This window comes from Haloarcula sp. CBA1122, from assembly GCF_009741785.1.
In the GTDB taxonomy this organism is placed as follows: domain Archaea; phylum Halobacteriota; class Halobacteria; order Halobacteriales; family Haloarculaceae; genus Haloarcula; species Haloarcula hispanica.
This window is the reverse complement of record NZ_WPCB01000004.1, coordinates 1-25,464: the sequence shown is the minus strand read 5'-3', so window position 1 is coordinate 25,464 and position 25,464 is coordinate 1. Positions and strand designations below refer to the sequence as shown.

The window sequence follows — 25,464 nt, the reverse complement described above, 5'->3', positions numbered from 1 at the left end:
ATAGCACATACGTGGCCCAAAGGGTAGATTATTGTCGTATCGGTCCTGACTCGGATACATGAGCTACGAAACCGTACGGGAAGCGGACCCGGCAGTCGCAGACGCCCTGGAGGGCGAACGAGGCCGGCAGAACGACACGCTGGCGATGATCGCCAGTGAGAACCACGTCAGCGAGGCTGTGATGGAGGCACAGAGCTCCGAACTGACGAACAAGTACGCCGAGGGCTACCCCGGTGAGCGCTACTACGGCGGCTGCGAGTACGCCGACGACGTCGAGGAACTGGCAATCGACCGCGCGAAGGAACTGTGGGGCGCGGACCACGTCAACGTCCAGCCACACTCCGGCTCCCAGGCCAACATGGGCGTCTACCTCGGCGTGCTCGAACCCGGCGACAAGATCCTCTCGCTGGACCTGACGCACGGCGGCCACCTCTCGCACGGCCACCCAGCGAACTTCGCCGGCCAGGTGTACGAGGTCGAACAGTACAAGGTCGACGAGGAAACCGGCTACATCGACTACGAGGGCCTCCACGACCACGCAGAGGAGTTCGAGCCGGACATCATCGTTTCGGGCTACTCCGCGTACCCCCGGGAAGTCGACTTCGAGCGGATTCAGGAAGCCGCCGACGCGGTCGACGCGTACCACCTCGCGGACATCGCCCACATCACCGGCCTCGTCGCCGCTGGCGTCCACGAGTCGCCGGTCGGCGTCGCCGACTTCGTCACCGGCTCGACGCACAAGACCATCCGCGCCGGCCGCGGTGGCATCATCATGTGCGACGAGGAGTACGCCGACGACATCGACAGCGCGGTGTTCCCCGGCTCCCAGGGCGGCCCGCTGATGCACAACGTCGCCGGCAAGGCCGTCGGCTTCGGCGAGGCGCTGGCCCCCGAGTTCGAGCAATACGCCCAGCAGACCGTCGACAACGCCGTCGCCCTCGGTGACCGACTCAAGGAACACGGTCTGGATCTGGTCTCCGGTGGCACGGACAACCACCTCGTGCTCATCGACCTCCGTCCGTCCCATCCGGATACGACTGGCAAGGAAGTCGAAGAAGCGCTCGAAGAGGCCGGCATCGTCCTCAACGCCAACACCGTCCCCGGCGAGACCCGCTCGGCGTTCAACCCCTCGGGCATCCGCGCCGGTACGCCCGCGCTCACCACCCGTGGTTTCGACGAGGACGCCTGCCGCGAGGTCGCCGATCTCATCTACAAGGTCGTCGACGCCCCCCACGACGACGATGTCGTGGCGGAAGTCAGCGACCGCGTGGACGAGATGACCGACGAGTACACGCTGTACGAGTAGCGACAGGCTAGCCCTGGAGCGCGGATTCTGCTGTCCGCCCACTGGCATCCTCCTTTTTGGCATCTCTCTCCGATACGACTGGTATGCCCCGCACAACCCGACGCCGGACGCTCTATGCACTGGGTGCCTCCCTGTCGGTGTTCGCTGGCTGTACGCAGTTCGAGAGCGAGTCAGGGGCGGAAACCGGGCAAAGCGACGGCGGCGCGAGCGAGCCGACAGTGACGGCCACGGCGGCGGAGACAGACGCCGCTACCCCCACAGGCCAGGAGTCGACTGCTGGACAGACCGAAACAGCCACAGAACTCGACCTGCGGGAGGCCAACGTCGTCGGGGTCGAACTCACGGACGAAGGCGACGACTACCGCTTCGACGTAACACTCTATCACGATGACGACGGCGAGGACGGCTACGCGAACTGGTGGCAGGTCGAAACGCTGGCGGGCGACCGACTCGGTCGCCGTGATCTCCGGCACGCTCACTCGACGGCTCCGTTCACCCGGTCGGAGACCATTACTGTTCCCGACGATACGACCTGTGTCGTAGTCCGGGGCCACGACCAGACCCACGGGTACGGCGGGCAGGCGATGACGGTGGCTGTCCCGGGCGGCCCGACACGGGCCATCCGGCAGGGGGCCGAGCGGAAGTCGGTCGCCGAGTCGGACTGTCCCTGAGCGAGCGCGCGCCTGCCTGTCGCGGCCGGCCGAAATCCGGGACGTTCATACCGCCCCGCGCCGCCGTTGTACCCAATGACAGAGATTATCGACGGCGACGCCGTCGCACAGTCGATTCGGGATGACCTGGTCGCGTCCATCGACCACCTCGCCGACGCGGGCGAGCGCCCGTCGCTGGCGACGGTCCTGATGTCCGAGGACCCGGCCAGCGAGACCTACGTCTCGATGAAACAGAACGACTGCGAGGAGGTCGGTATCGAGGCAATCGACATCGACATCGACCCCGACGCGGACGCTGCCGAACTGTACGACACTATCGAGGACCTCAACGCCGACGACGACGTCAACGGCATCCTGGTCCAGATGCCGGTCCCCGACCACGTCGAGGACAGGTCGGTCCTGCGAGCCATCGACCCGATGAAAGACGTCGACGGCTTCCATCCGGAGAACGTCGGCCGACTCGTCGCCGGTGACGCCCGCTACAAGCCCTGCACACCCCACGGCATCCAGAAGCTCATCGAGAGCGTGGGTGTGGACACAGAAGGCAAAGACGCCGTCGTCGTCGGCCGGTCGGACATCGTCGGCAAACCGATGGCGAACCTGCTCATCCAGAAGGCACCGGGCGGCAACGCGACGACGACGGTGTGTCACTCCCGCACCGAGAACCTCGCCGAACGGACGCGCAACGCCGACATCCTCGTCGCCGCGGCTGGCGTCCCGGAGATGATCGACGGCGAGATGATCGGAGAGGGCGCGACGGTCATCGACGTGGGCATCAACCGCGTCGACGCTGACACCGAGAAGGGCTACGAACTCGTCGGCGACGTGGAGTACGAGAGCGCAAAGGAGGTCGCTGGCGCAATCACGCCGGTCCCCGGCGGCGTCGGTCCGATGACTCGCGCGATGTTGCTGTACAATACGGTCAAAGCGACGGGCCTGCAACACGACATCGACGTCGACCTGCCCTGAATGCCGTCGCTTGCGGATTTTGCGGACCGCGACGTGCACACCCGCCGAGTAACCAGAGAGACTGACACGGCGGGCGTAGACGGCGTCCGCGCCCGTGCTGACCGCGGCCTTCGCTGGGCGGTCGGCGCGCTCGTCACCGACCCGGCGGACCGCCTGCTGTTCGTCTACGAGGACGACATCTGGAAGCTCCCGGGCGGCGGCGTCGAAACCGGCGAGACGCGTCAGGAAGCAGTGTGCCGCGAGGTACGCGAGGAGACGGGCGTCGAGAGTACCGTCGACGAACTGGCTGCCGTCACCGAGGTCACGGTGACCGATGGCGGCCGAGAGGCGACGTTCTTTTTCGGGACCTATCGCGCGACGGCTGACTCCACGGACCTCGCGTCGGACCCCGGACTCGACGGCGAGTCGATAGAGACCGTAGCGTGGCGGGATGCGGTTCCGGAAAACTGTCTGGACGAAACCCTCGTACGGCGGCTCCAGTGACCGCTTAGACCGTGTCGTTCTCGATTCCGGCAAGCCAGTTCTCGGCTCTGACGAATGCGCTCTCGTCGCCGGTAATGTACGACCCCAGGTCCCGCGCCGCGTGAACGAGACGGTTGGCGTCCGCGGGGTCGACATCGCCGTCCAGCGCCTCGATCCGCTTTCGATGGTCGCGAATCCGTCCGGAGAGCTGTCGTGCAGTCGGCTCCGAATTGGCGTCCAGATACGTCCGTACGTCGCGCTGATAGCTATCGACGGCGGCCGCCATCGCCAGGCCGTACGGCACTCGAAGCTCCGACGGGACCGACTCGACAGCCGGACGGTCGCCGTCGTCAGCACTGCCGAGAAGTTCGTAGAAGTACCGCTCCGCCGGGTCGCCGCTGCGCAACTCCCGGGAGAGGTGTGCACCGACGTGCTGGAGTTCGACCGCGGCGACGAACGTCGGGTTGAGCGAGCGAAGCTCGCCCGCGTCGATGAACCCCCGCTTGCGTGTGTACTCCCGACAGCGCTCGGCGGCCGCGTCAGCGAGCTCCCGGGTCGGGTCCGCGTCGATCCGGCTCCGGACCGGCGTCAGGTCGAGGGTGGCCGGTGCGTCCGTGTGTTCGGTGTGCTCGTCGATGCCGACGCTGTGGATGCTGCCACAGTCCGGACAGGCGATGCTCCCCGTCTCGTAGTACCGCCATCGCGTGCCACAGTCCTGGCACTCGCGCTCCCCGCGGACTTTCATACGTGATGCTGAGAGGCCAGCCCTCAAGATTGTTCCGTGAGGGCTGTCTACGCCAACGTATGCGCTCGGAAGACGAGATCCGCGAGCAGTACGAGTTCCTTGCTGAACAGCTAGACGACGAGGAGATGGATCACGAGCGGGTCCGTATGATGTTCACCCACTACAAGCGGGCACTTGGATGGGTGCTCGAGGAGGAACATATCTAGGTTAGTTACAGCTTACATTCGCTTCTAATTCGATAACTAACATCTGCTGGACGGGGCCGGTACTTTTAAGTTATTCTGCCCCATTCGACCAAGTGACGCTTCGCTTGGAGGGCCGAAGCGTCAGCGGGGACCAATTCAGGGCGGCAAGCGGTCGCGTTTTTCGCGACCGCTTTCCACTTACTTCGCTGCTAACGACCAGATACGAGCGATTGCTGTACATCCGAAAAGGAACTGCTGGACGATACGACGTACTCGATAGACCACTCTGTGTCTGTCGCGTTCTCGGGCCACTCCGGTTCGACTCCGATGCTGAGTTACCGTCGCTCCCTCCGGACTCTCGCGCTCGGCGTTCACCTCGAACTCCGCCTGTGATGGCGGCGCGACGTGGCCCCGACCCCTCCCTGCGCTGAGCGTGATCTCAGATCTATCTCCCGGAGAGTCGACCACCGTTCTGAGATATGCTGCGACGGCGCTGTGGTCGAGTCCTTGCTCGCTTTCGAGCAGGACTGTTTCTACCAACCTCTCAGTGTCCTCCAGTGACAAATAATACTGTCGCCATCAGTTTCCGAAGAATGATGATATACTGACTGTATTTACCATTTGAACAAAACGATGACTGAGGGCCTAAATACAGAAAATTCGACACTCTGGACTACCGAAACAACATCAAGTTCTCTGGGCCGATATATTTAACAGTATAGATACTAAATCATTACATAGGAAAACCGATGCACGACTTGACAGGATTCCAGCGTGACCTTCTCTACGTGATCGCTGGCAGGGAAGAGCCCCACGGCTTAGCTATCAAGGAGGAGCTCGAAGCGTACTACGAGAAGGAGATCCATCACGGTCGTCTGTACCCGAACCTCGACACTCTGGTCGACAAGGGACTGGTCGAGAAGGGCCAGCGCGACCGCCGGACCAACTTCTATACGCTTACGCGCCGCGGGCGTCGTGAGATCGACGCCCGCCGCGAATGGGAAGACCAGTACGTCGACCTGTAAGAGTGTCGCACCGCCCCTTGTGCTGAGGCCGTCGTTTCGCCGGTAGCGGTGGGTCCGTCTTCAGTGACGGGAGCGGGTAACGCTACGATGACGGCATTCGTCGCTGGAGTCGTTCAGCGTCATGTGGTGTCGGGTTGGTTCACCATAGGTGACTCGTGGCACTCGATCACGAACCTGGCTCCGCCGCTCTCGCCCTCAGTGGCTGATATGTCCCACCCGTGGGCCTGCACGATGTCTTTAACGATAGCGAGGCCGAATCCTGTCCCCTCCGCGTTTGTGGTATATCCCTGTTCGAACACTGCGTCACGTTCTTCGCTGGGGATACCTGCCCCGGTGTCTTCAACGTAGAACCCGACCGCGTCGGGTAAGGACCCGGCTTTGACGGTCAGGTCAGCCGACTCGTTGTGCTCGACGCTGTTTCGGAACAGGTTTTCGAACATATTCCGGAGCCGATTACGGTCGCCATCGATCTGGAGCGTTGTTTCGACGACGAGGGTCGCCCCGCCAGTCTCGACGCTCTGCCAGGCATCGTATGCGATCAGTTCGAGGTCTACCTCGTCGGTCTCAGTCACCGTTTCTCCTGAGCGAGCCAACGTGAGCGAGTCGTCGATGATCGACTCCATGCGCTCGAGTTGCTCCTGAATCGTCCCGATCGACGCGTCGTGGCTAGCGACATCGCTCTCAAGTAGGCTAAGTCGTCCACTCGCGACGTTCAGTGGGTTCCGGAGGTCGTGCGCAACGATGCTCGCAAACTGGTCGAGCCGTTCGTTCTGCCGTTCCAGTTTCCGCTTTCGCTGTAGTTGCTCGGTCACGTCTCGGGAATTGAGGACGATCCCCTCGACGAACGGGTCGCCGAGCAGATTTGTTGCGTGCGCTTCGATGAAACGCCAGTTACCCGCTGCGTCGCGGAACCGCACGACGTACGTGCCGGAGTAGCCGTAATCGTCGACGTATCTGGCCAGGTCCTCAACAACGCGCTGTCTGTCGTCGGGATGGATGTATTCGACGGCGTTCTCACCGACCAACTCGGGAGGTTCGTATCCGAGTATCTTCTTAACTGGCTGGCTGACGTACGTGAAATCCCCGTCTTCGTCCAGAACCGTCACCATGTCCGAAGACCGTTCGATGAGGCGCTGGAAGCGCTCTTCCGCGATACGGCGCTCAGTCACGTCACGGTAGATGAGCAGCTGTCCGATCACTGAGCCGGTTTGGTCGGTGAGCGTTGAACGGTTGATATCAAAGTAGTGTGGTCCGCCGTCAGCTTCGATGACGACATCGGCGTCGGCATTGCCGTCGTCGTCTGGTAGCGAGTCGTAGGACGGCATGACTTCCGACGCAGACCGGCCAATCGCCGTCCCTTCATCGTCGAGGAGGTCTGTGCCAGTCTCGTTTACGTCGACAAGCCGCCCGTCTTTATCAACGACGAAGACGGGATCAGACATCTCTTCAACGAGCGTGTGTCTCGCGACGGGCATCAGGTCGAGGAGGTCAAAGCGAAAGAGCGCGATAGCGAAGACAACCCCCGTAAACGTGAACGCGAACGCTGTCGGGTCAGCGGACCCCATCGGATCACTGCCGAAGACGAATACTAAACTCGCAATCAGCGGAATAATGCCGCCAAGCAACATCAACGTCGCCTGTGTTCGATACCGACCGCTTCGCTTGAGTCCGAAGAGCCCGACGATGACGTACGTCGTCCCTATCAGAATGTACTGGTACAGGAGATTGAACCAGAAGACGGGGCCGTTCACGCGCTCCGGACTCGCGAGCGGCGGTCCCTGCACGAACCCGTCGAGGGTCCACAGCAGGTTGTGTGACTGTGCAGTCACGACAAGCCCGAAAACGACGACTGGGGGAGCGAGCAGTAGCGCCCAGCGTCGGCGGGTCAGGAGTGATTCCCGGCCGCTGTATGTCAGCCCGAACCAGAACTGTGTTGGCCCGAGCCCGACCGCCCCGATGTATTTGATAACGAGACCGGTCCGGTACGTCGGCATTGTCGTGCTTGCCGACAGAACGCCGTTGCCGAGCGAATAAAGTGCGACAGAGATCATTATCGCGGCGAGCGGCACTGCCCCGCGTACACTCCGCCGACGAACGGCAATACCGGCAATTCCCAGGTTTATGCCGAACGCGATGAGGAGAACCCACGTCGGTATGCCTGGCGATAATCCCACACGTCAGCGTTGATTTAGGGTCGTTTTATAATTCCCCTCCAACTATCAAACTTGAATAAGTCTGTTCGACACCTCACATATTGTGTTAGAATCGGCCGTTTGTGCTGTATTTAACGGAAGATAAAAGACAGTAGCTCGGAACATCTGTTTCATTTATTGATATTTTGGCAAAGACTATCGGAAACAGATGGTAGTCTGTCTTGGCTATGGGCGGTGGTGAGTGGGGTACGCGATTCGACCCCGATCATTGTTGGGACGCACTGCCTATTTCGTGTCAGCGGGGCTCTCAACCCAGGGGCGGTTCCCGGCAGAGACGCTGTCCTGACGGATAGCTGGGTGAGGCAGTTGCCGTGTCGCGGATATCTTCGCCGTACAAGTAGCGAGGAAAGACTCTATAGCACCACTAACTGTTAACTAATCTCATGTATATGGGAGCTATGTCGGCCCTCTTGCAGCGATCCCTGGAGCCGATTCAGACGACCGTGTTTCGTATTCTGCTTGCGGGGCGCTCGGGATGTTTCGTTCGGTCGTCCTCGGTACGGTAACGGTGCCGGCGCTTGGGCTCTTCGTTTAAAACTGGTAGCGCCGGTCGTCCTTGTCCTGTTGCTGAGGGAAGTCGTTCCCGGTCATCTGGTCGAAGGTCATCCCCGAGAGGTACTCGTCGTACGTACAGTCGTAGCTCGACCGGAGGTGGAAATCCAGCGTCCCGCGGTCGACGGTCGACTGAAACAGCATATGGACCGCGCGCCTGACGAGTTCGTCCGGGTCGTCCGGGTCGAGTGCGACTGACAGCATCGCGAGTTCGTTGCGCGTCTCGCGGTCGATGGACAGTTCGAACTCGTCGTCGAAGTCGCCGTACGCCGCTTCGATATCCTCCTGTAGATCGTCGAGGCTCATACGAACGGGGACGGTGAGCGCGAGGAAACCCCTTACGACTCGTCTGGGACCGCTCCCTCGAAACACGGATGTCTACGATTATAACATATGATAAATTATATCATGGACTGAACATAACGGTTGGTAGCGGTCAACTACCGAAGGATTCAGATTAGATAATGACAGGTGGTGGGGACGAGACAGCAGCGTCCAGCCAGCCCGACGGGCTGCTAGAGCGGCTTCACGCAGTCCTCCCGGACGTGTACACGCGTAACTACGTGGCGAAGTTCGCTGTCGCGCTGGCGGTAATCGTCGTCGTACTCGCAGCCGTCGGCTTCGGCAGCTACCTGCAGATACAGGACCGGGTCGTCAGCGACGCGGTGACGGACCTCGAAACGTCGGCCACGCATCGCGCCGACAGTATCGGGCAGTGGCGGACGACCACCGAGACGGAGGCCATCGCTATCGCAGCCGCAGGGGTGTACGTCACTGGGACGCCCGCAGATATCAGACAGTACCTTACGACAGCAGCCACGGCAGAGTCGTCACAGATTCGTTCGCTTCACTACGTCTCCACCGTCGACAACTCTCAGATAGTCGTCGCGAGCACCGGAACGAACACAGAAGGCCGGCCACCGCGGGCGGTCGAACCCGCGTGGGAGTCCCCCGTGATGGCGACGATGAACGGCTCCACCGACACTGGCACAGTTATCCACTCGACAGCATACGCGGACGGTGACAACCACTCGATGGCGTTCGTGACTCCCGTCTCCGATGGCGATGGAGCACTAGTGCTGGTTGCCCGGGTCCCGGTCGAGCAGTTTCAGGACGGGCGCGACGGGTTCGAGACGCAACTGCTCACTGGGGACGGAGACCCGCTTATCGGGGGCCAGGGTGGTTCCGTGCCCATCAGTCAGGACGGTCTCCGGGCCGCAACAGCGGGCCGAACGACGACTATCGAAACGGGGTCCCATGTCGCGACGTACACGCCCGTCAACGGTACGTCGTGGGTGGTCACGACGAGTGCGACGCAAGAGACACTGTACGGAACGAGTCGGCTCGTCCGCTGGGGCTTCCTCGCTGTCATCGGGACGGCAGTCGCCGCGCTGGGCATCGCGGGATATCTTTTCGGACGGCATACGGTTCGGCCCCTGAGACAGCTCCGTAACCGGACGCAGGCCATGGAACAGGGTGACCTCGGCGTTGACATCTCGACAGCCCGGCAGGACGAGATCGGGAGGCTGTACGACGCCTTCGGAAATATGCGGGACACGCTCCGGAGTCAGATCCGCCAGGCCCAGGCGGCCCGCGAGGAGGCCGAGCGGTCGAGCCACGAACTCGAACGTCAGAACGAGCGGCTGGACGAGTTCGCGTCGACACTGAGCCACGATCTCCGAAACCCGCTTACGATCGCCCGGGGCCACGTCGAACTGCTTGCGACGCGGCTGTCGGACCCGGAGACGGATTCGACCGACCTCCAGTCACACATCGAGAAACTCGAAGACGCACACGACCGTATCGAGTCCATAATCGACGACGTGTTGACGCTGACGAGAAAGGGCGCAAGCGTCGAGGAGACGGCCCCGGTTCCGCTGGAGGCCGTCGTCACCGATGCGTGGGACAACATCGACAACAAAAGCGCCAGCATCGAGGTCGCGGGCAGTCGAACCATCGACGCCGACCGGACGCGGCTCTTGCGAGCCCTCGAGAACCTGTTTCGCAACGCCCTCGACCACGTCGGCCCGAAGGTGACCGTCACGGTCGGGCTGACGGAACACGGCTTCTACGTTGCCGACGACGGGCCGGGGATTCCGAGCGAAGCGGTCGACAACATCTTCGAGTACGGTCACACGACGAGCGCGGACGGTACCGGGCTCGGCCTCTCTATCGTCAAGACCATCGCGGAGGCCCACGGTTGGCGGCTGTACATCGATACGACCTACCCCGACGGCGCGATGTTCGTGTTCGCGGACGTGTTCAGCGAGGACGAGCCGGACTGGTACGGGACCGAGTTCGAGTGGGGACGTTCCGAAGTCGACGACTGATACTGTTGGCTGCAGCTACTGCAAGATATCCGCCATCTCAGGGCGGCGATTCTTTCCAGACGTACAGCCGACGGGATGGGCGACAACGACCGCCACGCACAAATCGGGACAGGGCTAAACGGAGGTATGACTGACCAGTCGACAGCGACGGACCGCCCGGGAGGCGTGCCCGCGGACCCGTCGGCTGTCCAGGACGCGCTCGTGGAGTGGTACGAGGCGGACCACCGCTCGTACCCGTGGCGGGAGACGACTGACCCCTACGAGATTCTCGTTTCCGAAGTGATGAGCCAGCAGACCCAACTGGACCGGGTCGTCGACGCTTGGGAAGACTTTCTGGACCGCTGGCCGACTGCGGCGGCCCTGGCCGAGGCCGACCGTTCGGATGTCGTGGGCTTCTGGACCAGTCACTCGCTGGGCTACAACAATCGTGCGAAGTACCTCCACGAGGCGGCCGGCCAAGTGGTCGACGACTACGACGGCGAGTGGCCCCGCGACCCGGATGGCCTCAGCGACCTGATGGGGGTCGGTCCCTACACCGCCAACGCTGTCGCCTCCTTCGCGTTCAACAACGGGAACGCCGTCGTCGATACGAATGTCAAGCGCGTCCTGTACCGCGCCTTCGACGTGCCGGACGACGATTCAGAGTTTGAAGCGGCCGCAAGCAAACTCATGCCCGGGGGCCAGTCGCGAGTCTGGAACAACGCCATCATGGAACTGGGCGGGGTTGCCTGCGAAAAGACGCCGGATTGTGACGGCGCGCAGTGCCCGTGGCGTGAGTGGTGTTCGGCCTACGAAACGGGCGATTTCACCGCGCCGGACGTCCCGACCCAGCCCGAGTTCGAGGGGAGCCGTCGACAGATGCGCGGCCGCGTCATCTCGGCGCTCAAGGAGTACGACGAGCTACAACTGGACCAGTTGGGGCCGCGTGTGCGCGTGGACTACGCGCCCGAGGGGGAGTACGGCCGCGAATGGCTCCGAGGGCTTCTGGAGGATTTGGCCGACGACGGGCTAGTCGATGTCGAGAACAGCGACGGCGAGGCGGTCGCGCGCCTCCAGCGCTGACCGCCAGTGGCATACACCCTTGAACCCGTGCGGTCAATACGTCCACAATGGCTGGCTTGCTGGGTTCGGTCGCTCTCATCGTCGTCGCAACCGCTGTCATCTGGAAAGGGAGCGCGTACTTCGAGCGGGCCGCAGAACGGCTGAGCAAGTACTACGGGTTACCGGTGGCGGTTCACGGCGCAATCGTCGTCGCCGTCGGGTCGAGCTTTCCCGAGATAAGTTCGGTCGTTATCAGCACCGTCGTCCACGACGAGTTCTCGCTGGGCGTCGGTGCAATCGTCGGGAGCGCGATATTCAATCTGCTCGTGATTCCGGCCCTCGCGGCGCTGTCGAGCGAAGAACTCCGGTCGACGCGTGACATCGTCCACAAAGACGCCCAGTTCTACGTCATCAGCATCCTCATCCTGTTCATCGTGTTCGCGCTCGGGGCGACGTACGTTCCGGGCGGGACCAATCGGGCGGCTATCCTGACTCCGACGCTCGCGGCCATTCCGCTCGTGACCTACGGCATCTACGCCTTCCTGCATCAGCAGGACGCCAGCGAGCACGTCGCGGACGAAACCCACAGTGTCCGGCCTGGCCGGGAGTGGGGGATGCTCGGGGTCGGACTCGTCATCATCACTGTCGGCGTCGAGGGGATGGTCCAGGGCGCGCTCGCCCTCGGTGTCATCTTCGACACCCCGACGTTTCTCTGGGGATTGACCGTCATCGCCGCCGGGACGAGCCTCCCTGATGCCTTCGTCAGCGTCCGGGCCGCGAAAAACGACGACAGCGTCACGAGTCTGACGAACGTTCTGGGAAGCAATACGTTCAATCTGCTGGTGGCGATTCCGGTCGGCGTCCTCCTGGCAGGGCGGGCGACAATCGATTTTCTCGTGGCAATTCCGACGATGGGGTTTCTGGGATTCGCAACGCTGGTGTTCATCGTGTTCATCCGGACCGATCTCGAGCTCACCGACCGCGAAGCGTACACCCTGCTTGGGCTGTACGTGGTGTTCGTCTGCTGGATGGCCCTCGAATCGGTCGGGCTTATTGAGACGGTTAGCGGTATCTGAGGCGGGTCCACAGTGCCGTCACTGGTGAGCCAGCATCCGCCCTCGATGCTCTCGGGAAACTGCCCTGTTGGGCTTACTCATCGCCTTCTCCGGGCGATAGTTCGCGGAAATACACGGCCTCGTCGTAGGGATCGCCGCCGATAGTGAGTGTCCGAGTCTTGGTCCGCTCGAAGCCGAGGTTCTCGAAGAACTCCCGGCTCCGGTCGTTCGAGGCCAGGTCGAGCGCCCGGAACTGCTCAACGCCGTGTTCCAGAAAGATGTCTTCGAGCCGGTCGTACAGCGCCGTCCCGACACCCTCCCCGTGGTAGTCCGGGTGGACGTACAGCCGCAGCATCGTCCCCATCGTATGCATGGTGATGCCCTGGGTGAAGCCGATGATTTCGCCGTCCTGTTCGGCAACCAGTAACGTCGCCTCGATGTCGTCGAGGTCGTTGGCGGGGACGCCGCCGGCCCACCCGTGGAGCGCGCTGCCCAGCGGGTCGGCGTACCAGTCGGATATCGTCTCGTCGATGACGTCGGAGTCCAGCGAGTCGTAGGCGTCGTGCCACGCCGCCCGTGCGACCCGGCGGATGCCGTCGGCGTCGGCGTCGAAGGCTCGGCGGATGGTCGTCATGCGTGTCCCGACGACGGACAGACAGATTGTTCCGAGCGGGTGCCACAGTGGGTGGACTGACGCGATAGGCGGCGCAGTACCCGGGGATCTGCCAGATGCTGAATCGTGTCGCGTACCATAGATGCTGTGTCTATCGGTTCGTTTGGGCTATCATGGCTAATATCCTCTCCCCGGTGTGTGAACCATTCCCATAATCTATCATGGTTTATCATTAGGTTTATGTAGTTGACACCCATTGGTGGTCTTGTATGAGGACAGTCATCCTCGGTGTCATCGGCTCCGACGCGCACGTCGTTGGGATTACCATTCTGGAACGAGCGTTCGAAGCGGCAGGGTTCAACGTAGTCAACCTCGGTGTCCAGTCGTCCCAGTCGGAGTTCATCGACGCCGCGGATGAACACGACGCCGAAGCGATACTCGTTTCGTCGCTGTACGGCCACGCCGAGCAGGATTGTCAGGGGTTCCAGCAGCAGATCAACGAGGCGGGTCTGGACGTGACGACCTACATCGGCGGCAACCTCGCTGTCGGGCAGGACTCCTTCGAGGAGACGCGCGAGACGTTCAAAGCGCTCGGTTTCGACCGGGTCTTCGATTCGGAGACCGACCCTGAGGAGGCTATCGAGGCGTTGAAAGCCGACCTCGGCCACCGCTCCCGTGAGGAAGCGTCGTCCGAGAAGGTTCAGCTCGGCTCCTGAGCCACGGACTCCTTTTGCAGCCGTTAGCGTAGCGAACATGCGTAATCCGCCAGCCACTCATCGACTGCTGTCGTCGACCACGCACAGCCCGGGGTGCTTTACGACCAGGGTCCCTATGGAGTATAATGTCACACATGACAGCTGAGCTGAGTGACGGCACCGAAATCAAGAACATTCACGACGTGGTCGAGGGGTCGAACGGTGTCCATCTGAAGAAGGAGGTCGGCAGTGGCGGGCTCGAACGTGTCGCGTACATCCCGTATCCGAACCTCCTCTACGTCTACCACGACAACTGAGCGTCGGCCAGAGCGACCTTCATGGCCTGACAAACCGACAGCCGGAAAGGGACTAGCGCTGCGCCTCGTCTCCCCCATCGATATACCGGCCCCACTCCATAGACCCGACATGTCCGAACCACACATCGTCGGTGTCGTCGCAGTCTCAGAGAGGAGAGCTACACCAGGGTCGGTATCGAGCGCGCGCTCGTCGCCGCCGAGGAGTTGGGGGCGACCACGGAACTGCTGGATCTTCAGGAATTCGACCTACCGGTGTTCGATGCCGACCATCGCGAGGTCGGCGACGCTGTCGAGTTCGCCGATAGAGTTCACGCGGCTGATTCAATTCTGCTGGGGACGCCGGTGTATCACGGGTCCTATTCCGGCGTGCTGAAGAACGCACTCGACTACTGTGGCTTCGACGAGTTCGAACACAAAACCGTGGGATTGCTAGCGGTCGCCGGCGGGGGCTTTCCCATCACCGCGCTCGAACACCTCCGCTCGGTCTGCCGGGCGCTGAACTGCTGGGTCATCCCGCATCAGGCCGCGGTTCCGAACGCACACAATCACATCGCTGACGGTCAGATAGTCGACGCCGATATCGAGGAACGCGTGACGTCGCTCGGTGAGGAAGCAGTCAAGTACGCGAACATCGAGCCGGACTCGGCGTGTTTCGAGAGTACGGAGAACGTCGGAGCGGACGATTAGCCGTGAGGACCGCTGTGCGTGTCCGAGCCGAAGGGGGCTGACGGATAGAAGGAAACGGTCAAACCGGCTCGCGCCCAAGTTTCAGGCGTGACTCAGTGGGTCGAGAATCCGACCGGTGGCCGGGACCGCGGGCCAGCCGCGCTGGTGCGTGCGTGGGTGGAAATACTCCGCCGTCCGCGGCGGTTCTTCCGGACCGGCGTCGCGCCGGGTGACCAGGCCCCGGGGCTGGTGTTTGCGGCGACAGTAGTCCTCTTCGAGGAGGTGAGCCGTTACGCCGTCGTCAAGCTGGCCCAGCGGGGACTGCTGTCTACGGGGCCGTTCGACTACCCCGCTATCGGTGGCTTCTCGCCCGGCGTCGCGGTACTGGCGCTGTTTGCTATTCTCGTGTTCGTCACGCCGGCGACGGTGCATCTGACGGCGGCGCTACAGACGCTGCTGTTGCTTCCCCTCGGACTGCTCCCCGTCGCGTCGGACCGCGGCGGCGTGAGCGAAACCGTCCAGGTGATGTGCTACGCGATGGCCCCCTGTCTGCTGGCGGGGCTGCCCAGCGCAGAAGTCCGGGTGCTCGTCACCGCCTGGGGCGCGGGCCTGTACCTGCTCGGCACTGCCGTCGTCCACAATATCCGGCACCCCGTGGCCGCAATCGTCGGAGCCGTCCCCGCCGCAATTATTTTCGGCTACGGCTTCCGGGGCTTTCAGGCCGTCTCGGTGCTGGCCGCTGACTACGGGTTTTAGGGTCCGCCGGCGTGCGTTTCCACACGATGCTCAGTATCGACATCGACCAGTTCATGCTGGAACTCAAAGATGGAGCGTTCAAGAGCGTCGGCCCGTCGAACAAGGAAGCGACGATCAAGATGTACGACGTGGAGGGCGTCGACGTTCGCGAGTACGGCGACAAGCGCGTGAAAATTGCCTTCGAAGACGAACAGGGAAGCGAAATCGAGGTCGCTCTGTTCCCTGAACAGGCGAAAGCGGTCGCTTCAGGGCTCGAACTACTGGAAGAAGAGAGCGAGATGTTCGAATAGCGGACCCGTTCAGTTCGTCCGGAATTCGACAACCGTTTTAGGCCCGACATGCTTGCACCGTGTAATGGGTTCGTGTATCATCTGCGGCAAATCTGTCGAAGGACGCATCTGTGACCTCCACGAGGAGGACGCCCTGTTCGAGTTCCGTGGCTCGCGTGCCGACCAGCTATCGGTCGACCGCTACTACCGCGGCAGTGTTGACGGCTTCGCCGAGTTCGGCGTGTTCGTCGACATCGGCGACAGCGTAACGGGGCTGCTCCACCGGAGCGAACTGGACCAGCGGCTCGATTCCCTCGACTGGGACTCGGGCGACACCGTCTACGTCCAGGTCAAGAACGTACGGGACAACGGCAACGTCGACCTCGGCTGGTCGATCCGCCAGTCCGAACGCGAGTTCCGCGGCGTCCTCGTCGACGACCCGGAAATCGGTCACTCCGTTCTGCTTGAAAACGAAGACGACGAAGACGAGACACAGTCCGACGATTCGGACGAGGAGGCGTCTCGACCCTCAACTGACGAGTCAGCGGGACAAAGCGACGACGAATCGGACGCGGACGAAGGCACCGAATCCGACGACAGCAGCGCCACGAACGCCGGCGCAGTCAGTCGGGCCAGCGATGACGACCGCGTCGAAGGCACTGCGGCCGTCGGCGGCAACGACAGCGGGTCGAACACCGCCGTCATGACCGAGTCCGACGAGGAAGCCGACGCAGAGAGCGACGAAAGCGAGGAGCAGACGGACGAGGCGACCACGGCCGAACCGGTCGCCGCGGCTATCGGCGATCTCGACGACCACGTCGGTGCGGACGTTCGACTGGAAGGCGAAGTCGTCGGCATCCGACAGACCTCCGGGCCGACGGTGTTCGAACTGCAGGACGAGACCGGCACTGTCGATTGCGCGGCCTTCGTCGAGGCAGGCGTCCGCGCCTACCCCGAGGTCGAAGAAGACGACTACGTCCGACTCTCGGGCGAAGTCCGCGAGCGTCGCGGTGAACTGCAGGTCGAGACCGAGGAGCTCGATGTCCTCGAAGCCGAGGAGCGCGAGGAAGTCGAACAGCGGCTCGCCGACGCCCTCGACGACGAGGCCCGACCTGACACGGCCGAACCGCTCGCCGATGATACGGCGGTTGCGGCCCTCTCCGATGATCTGGTCGAAGCGGCGACCCAGATCCGGAAGGCAGTGCTGACGGACCGTCCGGTCATCGTCCGCCACGCCAACACCGCGGACGGCTATCTCGCCGGCAGCGCGCTCGAACGCGCCGCACTCCCGCTGGTCACCGAGCAGCACCGCCGCGCCGACGCGAAGTACCACTACTTCGACCGGCGACCAATCGAGGGCGGCGTCTACGACATGGACGACGCGACGAAGGACACGACGACGATGCTCGACAACCGGGAGCGCCACGAGGAGAAACTCCCGCTGTTCGTCTTCGTCGCCGCCGGCGGCACGCGCGAGAGCCTTGACGGCTTCGACCTGCTGAACGTCTACGGCGCGCCGAGCGTCGTCATCGACGACATCGACGTCGACGGCGCGGTCGTCGACACGGTCGACGCCGTTGTCTCCCCCTCCGCTGACGCCGTTTCCGAGACCACCTCGACGGCGCTTGCGGCCAACGTCGCCGCACACGTCAACGAAGACGTTCGTGACGACCTGCAACACCTTCCGGCCGTGAGCTTCTGGGAGGACATCCCCGAGCCGTACGTCGAGGCCGCCAGCGAGGCCGGCTACGACGAGACCGCCGTGTCGGAACTCCGCGAAGCCGTCGCGCTCGAAGCCCACTACCAGTCCTACGAGGACAAGCGCGAACTCATCACCGACCTCGTGTTCGGCGACGACGAGGAGGACGTGGGCGGCCTGGCCGGCCACATCGCCGAGCAGTTCCGCGAGAAGGTCGACGAAGAGGTGTCCACCGCCCGGGCCAACCTCGACCACCGGACCGTCGGTGACGTGGACATCGCCGTGCTCGACACGGACGCCTTTACCCACCAGTACGAGTTCCCGCCGGAGTCGCTCCTGCTGGATGAACTCCACCGGGATGTCCGCGACGAGAGCGACGCCGTGCTCGGCATCTCGACGGACACGATGTACGTCCGTGCCAACGGCGACCTGGACCTGCACGAGCTAGTCAGCGAAGTCAGCGAGCGAGTTCCCGAAGGCGGCGTCGCGACGCGGAGCGTCCGCGAGGGGACCATCCGCTACCTGGCCGGCGAGCGACCGGCCGTCCTCGACGCCACGCTCGACGTGCTGGCCGACGAACTGTAGCGCAGAGGACTTTTTCTATCCGCCGGCAGTCTGACCGGGCATGAGCGACGGCCCCGTCAACGAAGCCGACCTCGACTGGACCGACCACGACCACGGCGACCGGACGTTCAGGCGCAAGCAGCTTGGTGACGCCGCCGGGGGCGAACAACTCGGCGCGAGCCTCTATGCCGTCCCACCGGGGAAACGGCTCTGGGTGCGCCACTACCACGAAGGCAACGAGGAAGCGATATTTGTCCAGGCCGGGACCGGCACGCTCTGGCTCGGCCCCGACGCTGAGGAACACGCACTCAAGCCGGGCGATTTCGTCGCGCTTCCGGCCGGCGAGGAGAGTGCGCACGAAATCGAAGCCGACGAGTCTGAACTCCGACTGTTGATGGTTTCGACGATGGAGGAACCGGATATCACCGTCTACCCCGACCGGGAGATGGTCGGGCTGTACGCCGGGTCACCGCCGGGCGGCGAGAAGGCGGACCGGACGTTGTCGACGTATCTCGACAGGAACGCGGAAAAAGAGTACTGGGAGGAGTGAGCCGCTATCGGCTGTCGACTTCGAACTCCGACAGCATCGTCTGGAGCCGTTCGGACTGCTCGGCGAGTGATTCGATGCTGGCACTGACCTGCGACATGGACGCGGCCTGTTCCTGCGCGGTCGCGGAGGCGGTCTCGGTCTCCGCGGCGGTCGCCTCGCTGATGTCCACGGCCTCCTCGACCATCGACACCGCTTCCTCGGTCGTGGCGGCCTGGTCGTCGGTCGTGTCGCTGATCTCCTGAATCCCGTCGTCGGTCGCCTCGGCGTTCTCGGCCACCTGCGTGAACGTGTCGACGACGTCTTCGACGGCTTCTGTACTCTCCTGCATATCCTGCTTTGCCCCCCGTGCCTCTGTGACCGTGGTTTCGGTCTGGGCCTGGGTCTCCGCGATGAGCTGTTCGATTTCGGTCGCAGAGGCCTGCGTCTCCTCCGCCAGCTGTTTGACCTCGTCTGCGACGACAGCGAACCCATCGCCGCCCGACCCGTTTCCGGCCCGTGCGGCCTCGATGTTGGCATTCAGGGCCAGCATGTTCGTCTGCTCGGCGATGTCGCCGATGAGATCGACGATCTCACCGATCTCTGCCATCTTCTCGTCCAGCCGCTCCACGTTTTCGACGGTCGAATCGATCGCTGTCTGGACCTCCCGGGAGCCCGCTATCGCTTCCTGTGCGGTCTCCTCGCCGTCGTCCGCGATCTTGGCTGTCTCGCGGGACCGTTCCGCGACGGTTTCGGCCGAAGCGGCGACCTCCTCGACGGTGGCTGACAGGTCGGTCATCTCGCTTGAGACGGTTTCGAGCATCTCACGCTGGTCGACCGCCCCGCTGGCGATGCCCTGAATCGATTCGCTCATGTCTTCGCTGGCACCTGTTGCCTCGTTGGCACCGGCCGTGGCCTGGTCGCTCGTCGACGCGACCTCCTGCGAGAACGTCTGTATTTCGGCCATCGCCGACTCCGTCTCCGTCATCATCTTGTTGAACGACTCGGCGATCTGTGCCATCGCGTCACTCTCGCTGTCGGGGTCAATCCGGACCGTGAGGTCTCCGTCGGCCGCCCGGGACATCGCCGCGCTGTAAGCGTCGGCCGTGGCTTCGAGGTGCTCGTTGAACTCTTCGACCTCTTGCTGTCGGGCCTCGGCCTCGGCTTTCGCCTCTTCGGCCTCGGCGATGGTCCGCTCCATCTCGGCTTTCTTCTCCTCCAGGTTTTCGACCTCTTGGGTCTTCTCTCTGGCCTGTTCGAGTTGTTGTTCCGCCGCTTCACGGGATCGCTCGGTCGACGACCAGTGCGCCATCAGCGCCGCGGCCAGCATCAGAACGAAGCCCGCGTGGATGAACGCCCACACCCACGGGTTGTTGATCGCCGCCGAGTGGTTGTACACCCGACTCGGGTCGATCATGCCGAAAATCCCGTGCTGGACGGAGACGTACCCGATGCCGAGGAAGAACGGCAGCCAGTCTTCGTAGACGGCAACCACAGCCATCACGACGAAAAAGTGGAAGTGAGCCTCGATGTACCCGCCGGAGAAGTGGACCAGGAACCCGGACGTCGTGACGAGTCCCATCGTCGCCAGCGCGGTTCGCGTTCGCCGACCGAACCAGGGCAACCTCGCTAACACGGCGAGGCCGACGACGACCCCGACCTCTGCGAGAACGTGGAGCGTGTCTATCTCGGGAAGCGTCGCGCCCGTGACGAGCGACTCAGTTCCCGAATACAGCCCGAGTGCCAGCAGGAACGGCACATGCGCAAGCAGCAGAATGAGGATATTACGGTGTCGGCCGCGCCATGTCTCGTCGGGGATCGTATCGCCACTCGGAATGTATGCAATGAACTCCTGGAACCGTTCCGTCGGCGTCAATTCCCGGGAGCGAGTTTGTGCAGACCCACTGGTCGTGTCTGGCATATATACACAGTCGAGGAGAGCAATGACTAAAAGACTCCCCTGGCAGTATCATTCGAAATAACGGGGTAGAGCGCCTGAGACGGGGCTTCAACGACTCTGGAGTTGTTTTCAGACAGCTCATTCGCTGCCGACTGCGACCCGGGTCCCGCTACGTATCAGTCGCCGAGACGGACCTGGCTGCCTTCTTCGCACCGTAGTACGCCCACTCCGCGCTGTAACAGAACACACAGCCGCGGAAGGTCGGTCGGTCGGGGCTCCTGGTGTCGTCCGTTTCGCTTCTCATACCTCTCTTTGGTGTGACAGCACAATGAACCCCACGGCCACCCCCGTCGCTGACGATACCCGAGCGACACGCTTATTCGGCCGAGACGCCGATTTCGCACAACGCCGATGAGCACGGAGACGCCGGACCCAGACGAGACAGAGACCTTCCAGCAGGTGTGTGCGGAGCTGGTCGACCGGATTCTCGCAGGCGAGGTCGAGCGCGACGACGTCGAATCGGCCAAGATAGATGTCTGTCGAGAGTATTCCGCGCCGAAAGTGCCGAAAAACTCCGAACTGCTCGATTACGCGCCACAGGAGCACCGCGAGGTGCTGGAGGAGGTCCTCCAGCGCAAGCCCGTTCGGACTGCCTCGGGTGTCTCCCCTATCGCTATCATGACCTCACCCGAGCGGTGTCCTCACGGGAAGTGCCTGTACTGTCCGGGCGGCCCGGATTCGGAGTTCTCCTCCGCGCAGTCCTACACCGGCCACGAGCCCGCGGCCGCACGCGGCGAACAGAACGACTACGACCCCTACGGCCAGGTGACCCTCCGACTCAACCAACTGCGGGAGATCGGCCATCCTGTCGACAAGGCCGAACTCATCGTGATGGGCGGGACGATGACGGCCCGGAGCCACGACTACCAGGAGTGGTTCGTCAAGCGGGCCCTGGAGGCGATGAACGACTTCGACGTGGATTCGGAGCCGACGCCCGCGGAGGACGTGAGCTTCGCCGAGGACGACTACGAGTTCCGGTATCTGGAAGATGTCATCGCGGAAAACGAGACCGCTGACGTCCGCAACGTCGCCACCACGTTCGAGACGAAGCCGGACTGGTGTGATCCGGAACAGATCGACCGGATGCTCGACCTCGGCGGGACGAAAGTCGAGGTCGGCGTCCAGACGACCTTCGAGCGGATCAACCGCGAGATGCACCGCGGCCACGGCGTGCAGGCCTCCATCGACGCGAACCGCCGCCTGCGCGATTCCGGGTTCAAGGTGGGCTTTCACATGATGCCAGGCCAGCCCGGGATGTCCAAGGAGATGTGTCTGGAGGACTTCCGGCGCATCTTCGACCAGACGGACTGGCGGCCCGACTACCTCAAGATATACCCGACGCTGATTGTCGAGGGAACCGTCACATACGACTGGTGGCGCAACGACGAGTTCGACCCGCTTTCCAACGACGAGGCCGCCGAACTGGTCGCCGAAATCAAGGACATGATTCCCCGCTACACCCGCCTCCAGCGCGTCCAGCGGGACATCCCGGCGGACTTCATCGAGGGCGGCGTCTGGAAGTCGAACCTCCGCCAGCTCGCCTGGCAGCGGATGGAAGAGCACGACTGGACGTGTGACTGTATCCGCTGTCGGGAGGCCGGACACAGCGACGATGCCGCCGAGAGCATCGAACTCGACGTGATGACCTACGAGGCCTGTGGCGGCACGGAGCATTTCATCTCCTTCGAAGACTTCGACAACGACGTGCTCGTCGGGTTCTGTCGGCTCAGATTCCCCAACGATCCGGTACGCCGGGAGCTACAGGACGCCGCAATCGTCCGCGAACTCCACGTCTACGGCAACGCCGTCGGCGTCGGTCAAGAGGGTGACGACGAGGACCACCAGCACAAAGGCTACGGCAAGAAACTGCTGGAAAAAGCGGAAACACTGGCACGGGACGCCGGCTACCCGAAATTGGCCGTTATTTCCGGTATCGGCGTCCGGCAGTACTACCGGGAGAAGCTGGGGTACAAGCAGGACGGCCCATACGTGAGCAAGCGTCTCTGATAGCCTCACAGCCTCAGTCTAATTCTTACCGGCCTCAGGTGCGCCCCTGAGCGTCTCATCGATAGATTACAGCCGCGCTGTTGTGGATCCCGCCAGCGAGAGATGCTTTCATCGCGCGACGAGTGACGGGCGCTGACCGAAAGAACAGCCGCCGTTTGAGGTACTATATGTATACCGACGTGCCAGCCCTGTGGGCTGGGTGCGCCGAGTGAGCCATTACTTGTAATGCCACCTTTCAGCCCTTATTAGGATAGAACCGGCGGTAGCGGACGGTATACGCGATAATAGTACCTTACTCTGCGATTCGTTCCCGCTAACTAATTACCATACTGTCATCGCCCCTCCCATGGGTAAGATTACGGGCCTGTGGCTATCAGCGATGACGCTACTGGCTGTGGTTGCGGTGTCGACGGCCCCGGTGTTCGGGCCGGGTGTCGCAGCCGCGTCCAATCACGAGACAGCGGCTATCGAGGTGACCGACGCCTCTGCGACAAAGACCAACAGTTCCGGTATACACGATGCGCCGTTCTCTGTCGTCTCCGGGATGGAGTTCCAGGTGGAGCTCACGGCTGAGAACACCGGAGACAGCGATGGGACGAAACAAGTAGCCGTCACGGCGGACGGCGAGGAAATTGAGCAAGCCGACGTTGCGGTTGGCGGCGGCCAGCAGACGACGGAGACTGTTCCCGTCACCCTCGACGACACCGGCGAGTACGACCTCGCCGTCGATGGAGTCCCGGCCGGGACGGTAACCGTCGTCGAACCGCCGAACATCACGGTCACCGAGACGACAGTCGACCGGGCTACTGTCACGCGAGGCGAAACCATCGAGGTAACTCATACGCTCGAAAACACTGGCGGGCAAACCGGCGAACTGACGATCATACCGAAACTTGAGAACACGGACACCGGAGCGTCCCGGATGGTCAACGAACTCGCCGTCAAGGTCGGTGGCGGCGACACGGAGACGACCTCGTGGACGCTGGACACCGGGACCCTCGACGAGCTGCCTGCCGGGGCGTACGAACTGCGGGACGGTTCCGGCTCGAACCCGACCATCACCATCGAGGAATCCAGGCAGTTCACCGTCGAGTACTCGCAGCTAAGCGACGACTCGACGGTCACCGGCGAGCCCGTCGACCTGACGGTCCGGATGCAAAACCCCAGAGGCGGGGACGGGTCGGCGACAGAGGACGTCGTTCTGCAGACTGACAGCTCCGAAATCGCCACCCGGACCGTCGAAATCGAGAACGGCGATACGGAGACGCTGGAGTTCTCACCGAGCTTCGACAGCGAGGGTACTTACGACCTGACGATAAACGGCGAATCGGTCGGGACTGTCGACGTTGCGGACGAGGGCTCGCTCCAGATTCAGGACGCCGGGCTCATCGACACCCAGGTCAATACTGACACGGACACGGGTGGCATCGGGACCCGCGAGCCGGAGCTGTGGGTGACGGTGGAGAACACTGGCGGACAGACCGGAACGATTACGCTGCCTATCGAAGTTGGCGGCACACAGGTTGGCCAGGAGTCGGTAACGGTCCCGGCCGGAGAGACAGTCAACGAGACACTCCTCTATCGACTCGAAGGAGCTGTTGACGAGGGCGACCACGAGGTCACGGTCGACGGCGTCATCGCCGGCACCCTGACTGTCGGCCAGCCCGATATTCAGGTCACCGACGCGAGGTGGAACAGAACAACGGTCACTCGGGGCGGCACGGCAGAGCTGACGGTGACGGCCAGAAACGATGGGACCGTGACCGCGAAGCAGGAGTTCTGGGTCGAAACGGAGAATGAAGCCGTCGACGCCGTCTCGTTCGATCTGGAACCCGATGCATCCGATACGGACACGTACGTGCACACGTTCGAGGAGCCCGGCACGTACCAGTTCACGGTCGGTAGCGAGACTCAGACCGTCACGGTGGAGCAGCCAGCGACGTTCGAAGTCTCCGAAAGGGCGCTGAACACGACGAGGGTGGGCGAGGGCGAGAGCGTCGCGGTGACCGCGACGGTTACGAACACTGGCGACCAGACCGGTACCTACGAGGTCCCGCTTACAGTCGCTGACGAGCGGGTGAACGCCACGGAACTGCAATTAGGCCCTGGAGAATCGACGACTGTCTCGTTCACGGAGTCGTTCACCGCCGTCGGCACGTACCCTATCGACCTCGACGGCGAGCGGGTCGGAACAGTTCGAGTCTCCGAGGCGACGACGTTCGAAACCACTAGCGTCGACCTGAACCGGACGAGCGCTCGGACAGGCGAACCGATTGAGGTGACTGCCACCGTTGTCAACAACGGCGACGAGACAGGGACCTCCCCGGTGCGCCTCCAGACCAACGACGACATCGTGGACACGAGGAACGTCACGCTCTCGGGCGGTCAACAGACCGAGGTCTCCTTCGTCTACGTCTTCGAGAGCGGCGGAGAGTACGACGTGGCGGTCAACGGTGACTCCGGCGGAAACATCTCAGTGACCCAACCCGCGACGTTCGAGGTTCGCGACGCCCGACTGAGTAATTCGTCCACCGAAACCGGCGAGTCAGTGGACGTGACAGCGACTGTCGCAAACGTCGGGACAGAGAGTGGGAACTACACCGCGGCGCTTACAGAGACCAACCAGACGCTCAAGTCCAGAACTATCGGCCCGATTGCCGGCGGTGAAACAGTAACTGTCTCCTTCAGTATCTCCTTCGACAACGAGGGCAACCGCTCGCTCGCTATTGGCAACGCCGCCACTGAAACGCTTGCTGTCGAAGCCGAAAGCAGTAGTGACGGCGGTGGCGGAGGCGGCGGAGGCGGTGGCGGCGGAGGCGGCGGAGGCGGTGGCGGTGG

Annotated in this window: 24 protein-coding genes and 1 pseudogene; 18 read left to right on the top strand and 7 right to left on the bottom strand. The window is 62.9% G+C overall.

Going from position 1 to position 25,464, the window contains the following annotated elements:
- The first annotated feature begins 58 nt into the window (after positions 1–58).
- From glyA to GJ630_RS02380, 4 genes are all read left to right on the top strand, one after another.
- Positions 59–1,306 (top strand): serine hydroxymethyltransferase, encoded by a 1,248-nt coding sequence (gene glyA / locus GJ630_RS02395; RefSeq protein WP_050038115.1) that lies wholly within the window; start codon positions 59–61, stop codon positions 1,304–1,306.
- Positions 1,307–1,389: 83 nt separating this feature from the next.
- Entirely contained in the window at positions 1,390–1,977 is a 588-nt protein-coding gene (locus tag GJ630_RS02390; RefSeq protein WP_058990820.1) for a hypothetical protein, read from the top strand.
- A 75-nt stretch (positions 1,978–2,052) separates the two neighbouring features.
- Positions 2,053–2,946: a bifunctional methylenetetrahydrofolate dehydrogenase/methenyltetrahydrofolate cyclohydrolase gene (locus GJ630_RS02385; protein WP_014040444.1), complete on the top strand. Its 894-nt coding sequence runs from the start codon at positions 2,053–2,055 to the stop codon at positions 2,944–2,946.
- Positions 2,947–3,429: an NUDIX hydrolase gene (locus tag GJ630_RS02380; RefSeq protein ID WP_191449334.1), complete on the top strand. Its 483-nt coding sequence runs from the start codon at positions 2,947–2,949 to the stop codon at positions 3,427–3,429.
- 4 nt (positions 3,430–3,433) lie between these two features.
- Here GJ630_RS02380 and GJ630_RS02375 read toward each other — a convergent pair whose 3' ends face one another.
- Complete coding sequence (locus GJ630_RS02375; RefSeq protein WP_050007612.1) at positions 3,434–4,153, bottom strand: hypothetical protein; 720 nt, start codon at positions 4,151–4,153, stop codon at positions 3,434–3,436.
- A gap of 59 nt (positions 4,154–4,212) precedes the next feature.
- Here GJ630_RS02375 and GJ630_RS19425 point away from each other — a divergent pair, with 59 nt between their 5' ends.
- Entirely contained in the window at positions 4,213–4,359 is a 147-nt protein-coding gene (locus GJ630_RS19425) for a hypothetical protein (RefSeq protein WP_004961170.1), read from the top strand.
- Positions 4,360–4,536: 177 nt separating this feature from the next.
- On the opposite strand, the gene GJ630_RS20465 is transcribed toward GJ630_RS19425, so the two are convergent.
- Positions 4,537–4,878: an amphi-Trp domain-containing protein gene (locus GJ630_RS20465; protein WP_371726857.1), complete on the bottom strand. Its 342-nt coding sequence runs from the start codon at positions 4,876–4,878 to the stop codon at positions 4,537–4,539.
- 209 nt (positions 4,879–5,087) lie between these two features.
- On the opposite strand from GJ630_RS20465, the gene GJ630_RS02365 reads away from it, so the two are divergent.
- A complete protein-coding gene (locus GJ630_RS02365) occupies positions 5,088–5,363 on the top strand; it encodes a PadR family transcriptional regulator (RefSeq protein WP_004518082.1) in 276 nt (91 codons plus the stop codon).
- A 119-nt stretch (positions 5,364–5,482) separates the two neighbouring features.
- Here the strand turns inward: GJ630_RS02365 and GJ630_RS02360 are convergent, their stop codons facing one another.
- Both GJ630_RS02360 and GJ630_RS02355 read right to left on the bottom strand, forming a co-directional pair.
- Positions 5,483–7,537: a histidine kinase N-terminal 7TM domain-containing protein gene (locus GJ630_RS02360; protein ID WP_371726824.1), complete on the bottom strand. Its 2,055-nt coding sequence runs from the start codon at positions 7,535–7,537 to the stop codon at positions 5,483–5,485.
- Positions 7,538–8,107: 570 nt separating this feature from the next.
- Positions 8,108–8,434, bottom strand: a complete 327-nt coding sequence (locus GJ630_RS02355) for a hypothetical protein (RefSeq protein WP_008309033.1) — start codon at positions 8,432–8,434, stop codon at positions 8,108–8,110.
- Positions 8,435–8,592: 158 nt separating this feature from the next.
- Here GJ630_RS02355 and GJ630_RS02350 point away from each other — a divergent pair, with 158 nt between their 5' ends.
- From GJ630_RS02350 to GJ630_RS02340, 3 genes are all read left to right on the top strand, one after another.
- Complete coding sequence (locus tag GJ630_RS02350) at positions 8,593–10,458, top strand: ATP-binding protein (protein ID WP_191449332.1); 1,866 nt, start codon at positions 8,593–8,595, stop codon at positions 10,456–10,458.
- A 126-nt stretch (positions 10,459–10,584) separates the two neighbouring features.
- Complete coding sequence (locus GJ630_RS02345) at positions 10,585–11,520, top strand: A/G-specific adenine glycosylase (RefSeq protein ID WP_064288204.1); 936 nt, start codon at positions 10,585–10,587, stop codon at positions 11,518–11,520.
- A gap of 47 nt (positions 11,521–11,567) precedes the next feature.
- Complete coding sequence (locus tag GJ630_RS02340) at positions 11,568–12,575, top strand: sodium:calcium antiporter (protein ID WP_191449331.1); 1,008 nt, start codon at positions 11,568–11,570, stop codon at positions 12,573–12,575.
- Positions 12,576–12,648: 73 nt separating this feature from the next.
- Here the strand turns inward: GJ630_RS02340 and GJ630_RS02335 are convergent, their stop codons facing one another.
- Complete coding sequence (locus GJ630_RS02335) at positions 12,649–13,188, bottom strand: GNAT family N-acetyltransferase (RefSeq protein ID WP_064288103.1); 540 nt, start codon at positions 13,186–13,188, stop codon at positions 12,649–12,651.
- A 248-nt stretch (positions 13,189–13,436) separates the two neighbouring features.
- Here GJ630_RS02335 and glmS point away from each other — a divergent pair, with 248 nt between their 5' ends.
- From glmS to GJ630_RS02305, 7 genes and pseudogenes are all read left to right on the top strand, one after another.
- On the top strand, positions 13,437–13,883 hold the full coding sequence (gene glmS, locus GJ630_RS02330) for a methylaspartate mutase subunit S (protein ID WP_014040435.1): 447 nt from the start codon (positions 13,437–13,439) through the stop codon (positions 13,881–13,883).
- Positions 13,884–14,017: 134 nt separating this feature from the next.
- Positions 14,018–14,179, top strand: coding sequence for a hypothetical protein (locus tag GJ630_RS19420; RefSeq protein ID WP_162470422.1), 162 nt, complete (start codon positions 14,018–14,020; stop codon positions 14,177–14,179).
- 109 nt (positions 14,180–14,288) lie between these two features.
- Positions 14,289–14,866 (top strand): annotated as a pseudogene (locus GJ630_RS02325) (NADPH-dependent FMN reductase).
- A gap of 87 nt (positions 14,867–14,953) precedes the next feature.
- Positions 14,954–15,601: a YIP1 family protein gene (locus tag GJ630_RS02320; RefSeq protein WP_023843271.1), complete on the top strand. Its 648-nt coding sequence runs from the start codon at positions 14,954–14,956 to the stop codon at positions 15,599–15,601.
- A 26-nt stretch (positions 15,602–15,627) separates the two neighbouring features.
- Positions 15,628–15,891, top strand: coding sequence for a hypothetical protein (locus GJ630_RS02315; RefSeq protein WP_004592637.1), 264 nt, complete (start codon positions 15,628–15,630; stop codon positions 15,889–15,891).
- A 64-nt stretch (positions 15,892–15,955) separates the two neighbouring features.
- Positions 15,956–18,154, top strand: coding sequence for a DHH family phosphoesterase (locus GJ630_RS02310; protein WP_050038109.1), 2,199 nt, complete (start codon positions 15,956–15,958; stop codon positions 18,152–18,154).
- A gap of 40 nt (positions 18,155–18,194) precedes the next feature.
- Entirely contained in the window at positions 18,195–18,683 is a 489-nt protein-coding gene (locus GJ630_RS02305) for a cupin domain-containing protein (protein WP_191449330.1), read from the top strand.
- 4 nt (positions 18,684–18,687) lie between these two features.
- Here the strand turns inward: GJ630_RS02305 and GJ630_RS02300 are convergent, their stop codons facing one another.
- Together GJ630_RS02300 and GJ630_RS20260 are read right to left on the bottom strand one after the other, a co-directional pair.
- Positions 18,688–20,580 (bottom strand): methyl-accepting chemotaxis protein, encoded by a 1,893-nt coding sequence (locus tag GJ630_RS02300; RefSeq protein WP_191449329.1) that lies wholly within the window; start codon positions 20,578–20,580, stop codon positions 18,688–18,690.
- 148 nt (positions 20,581–20,728) lie between these two features.
- Positions 20,729–20,863 (bottom strand): hypothetical protein, encoded by a 135-nt coding sequence (locus GJ630_RS20260; protein ID WP_014040429.1) that lies wholly within the window; start codon positions 20,861–20,863, stop codon positions 20,729–20,731.
- Positions 20,864–20,970: 107 nt separating this feature from the next.
- Between GJ630_RS20260 and GJ630_RS02295 the strand changes: the two genes are divergently transcribed.
- Together GJ630_RS02295 and GJ630_RS02290 are read left to right on the top strand one after the other, a co-directional pair.
- Positions 20,971–22,626 (top strand): tRNA uridine(34) 5-carboxymethylaminomethyl modification radical SAM/GNAT enzyme Elp3, encoded by a 1,656-nt coding sequence (locus tag GJ630_RS02295; RefSeq protein ID WP_191449328.1) that lies wholly within the window; start codon positions 20,971–20,973, stop codon positions 22,624–22,626.
- A 346-nt stretch (positions 22,627–22,972) separates the two neighbouring features.
- Positions 22,973–25,464 (top strand): CARDB domain-containing protein (locus GJ630_RS02290; protein ID WP_252718701.1); only part of this gene is annotated, 2,492 nt, incomplete at its 3' end.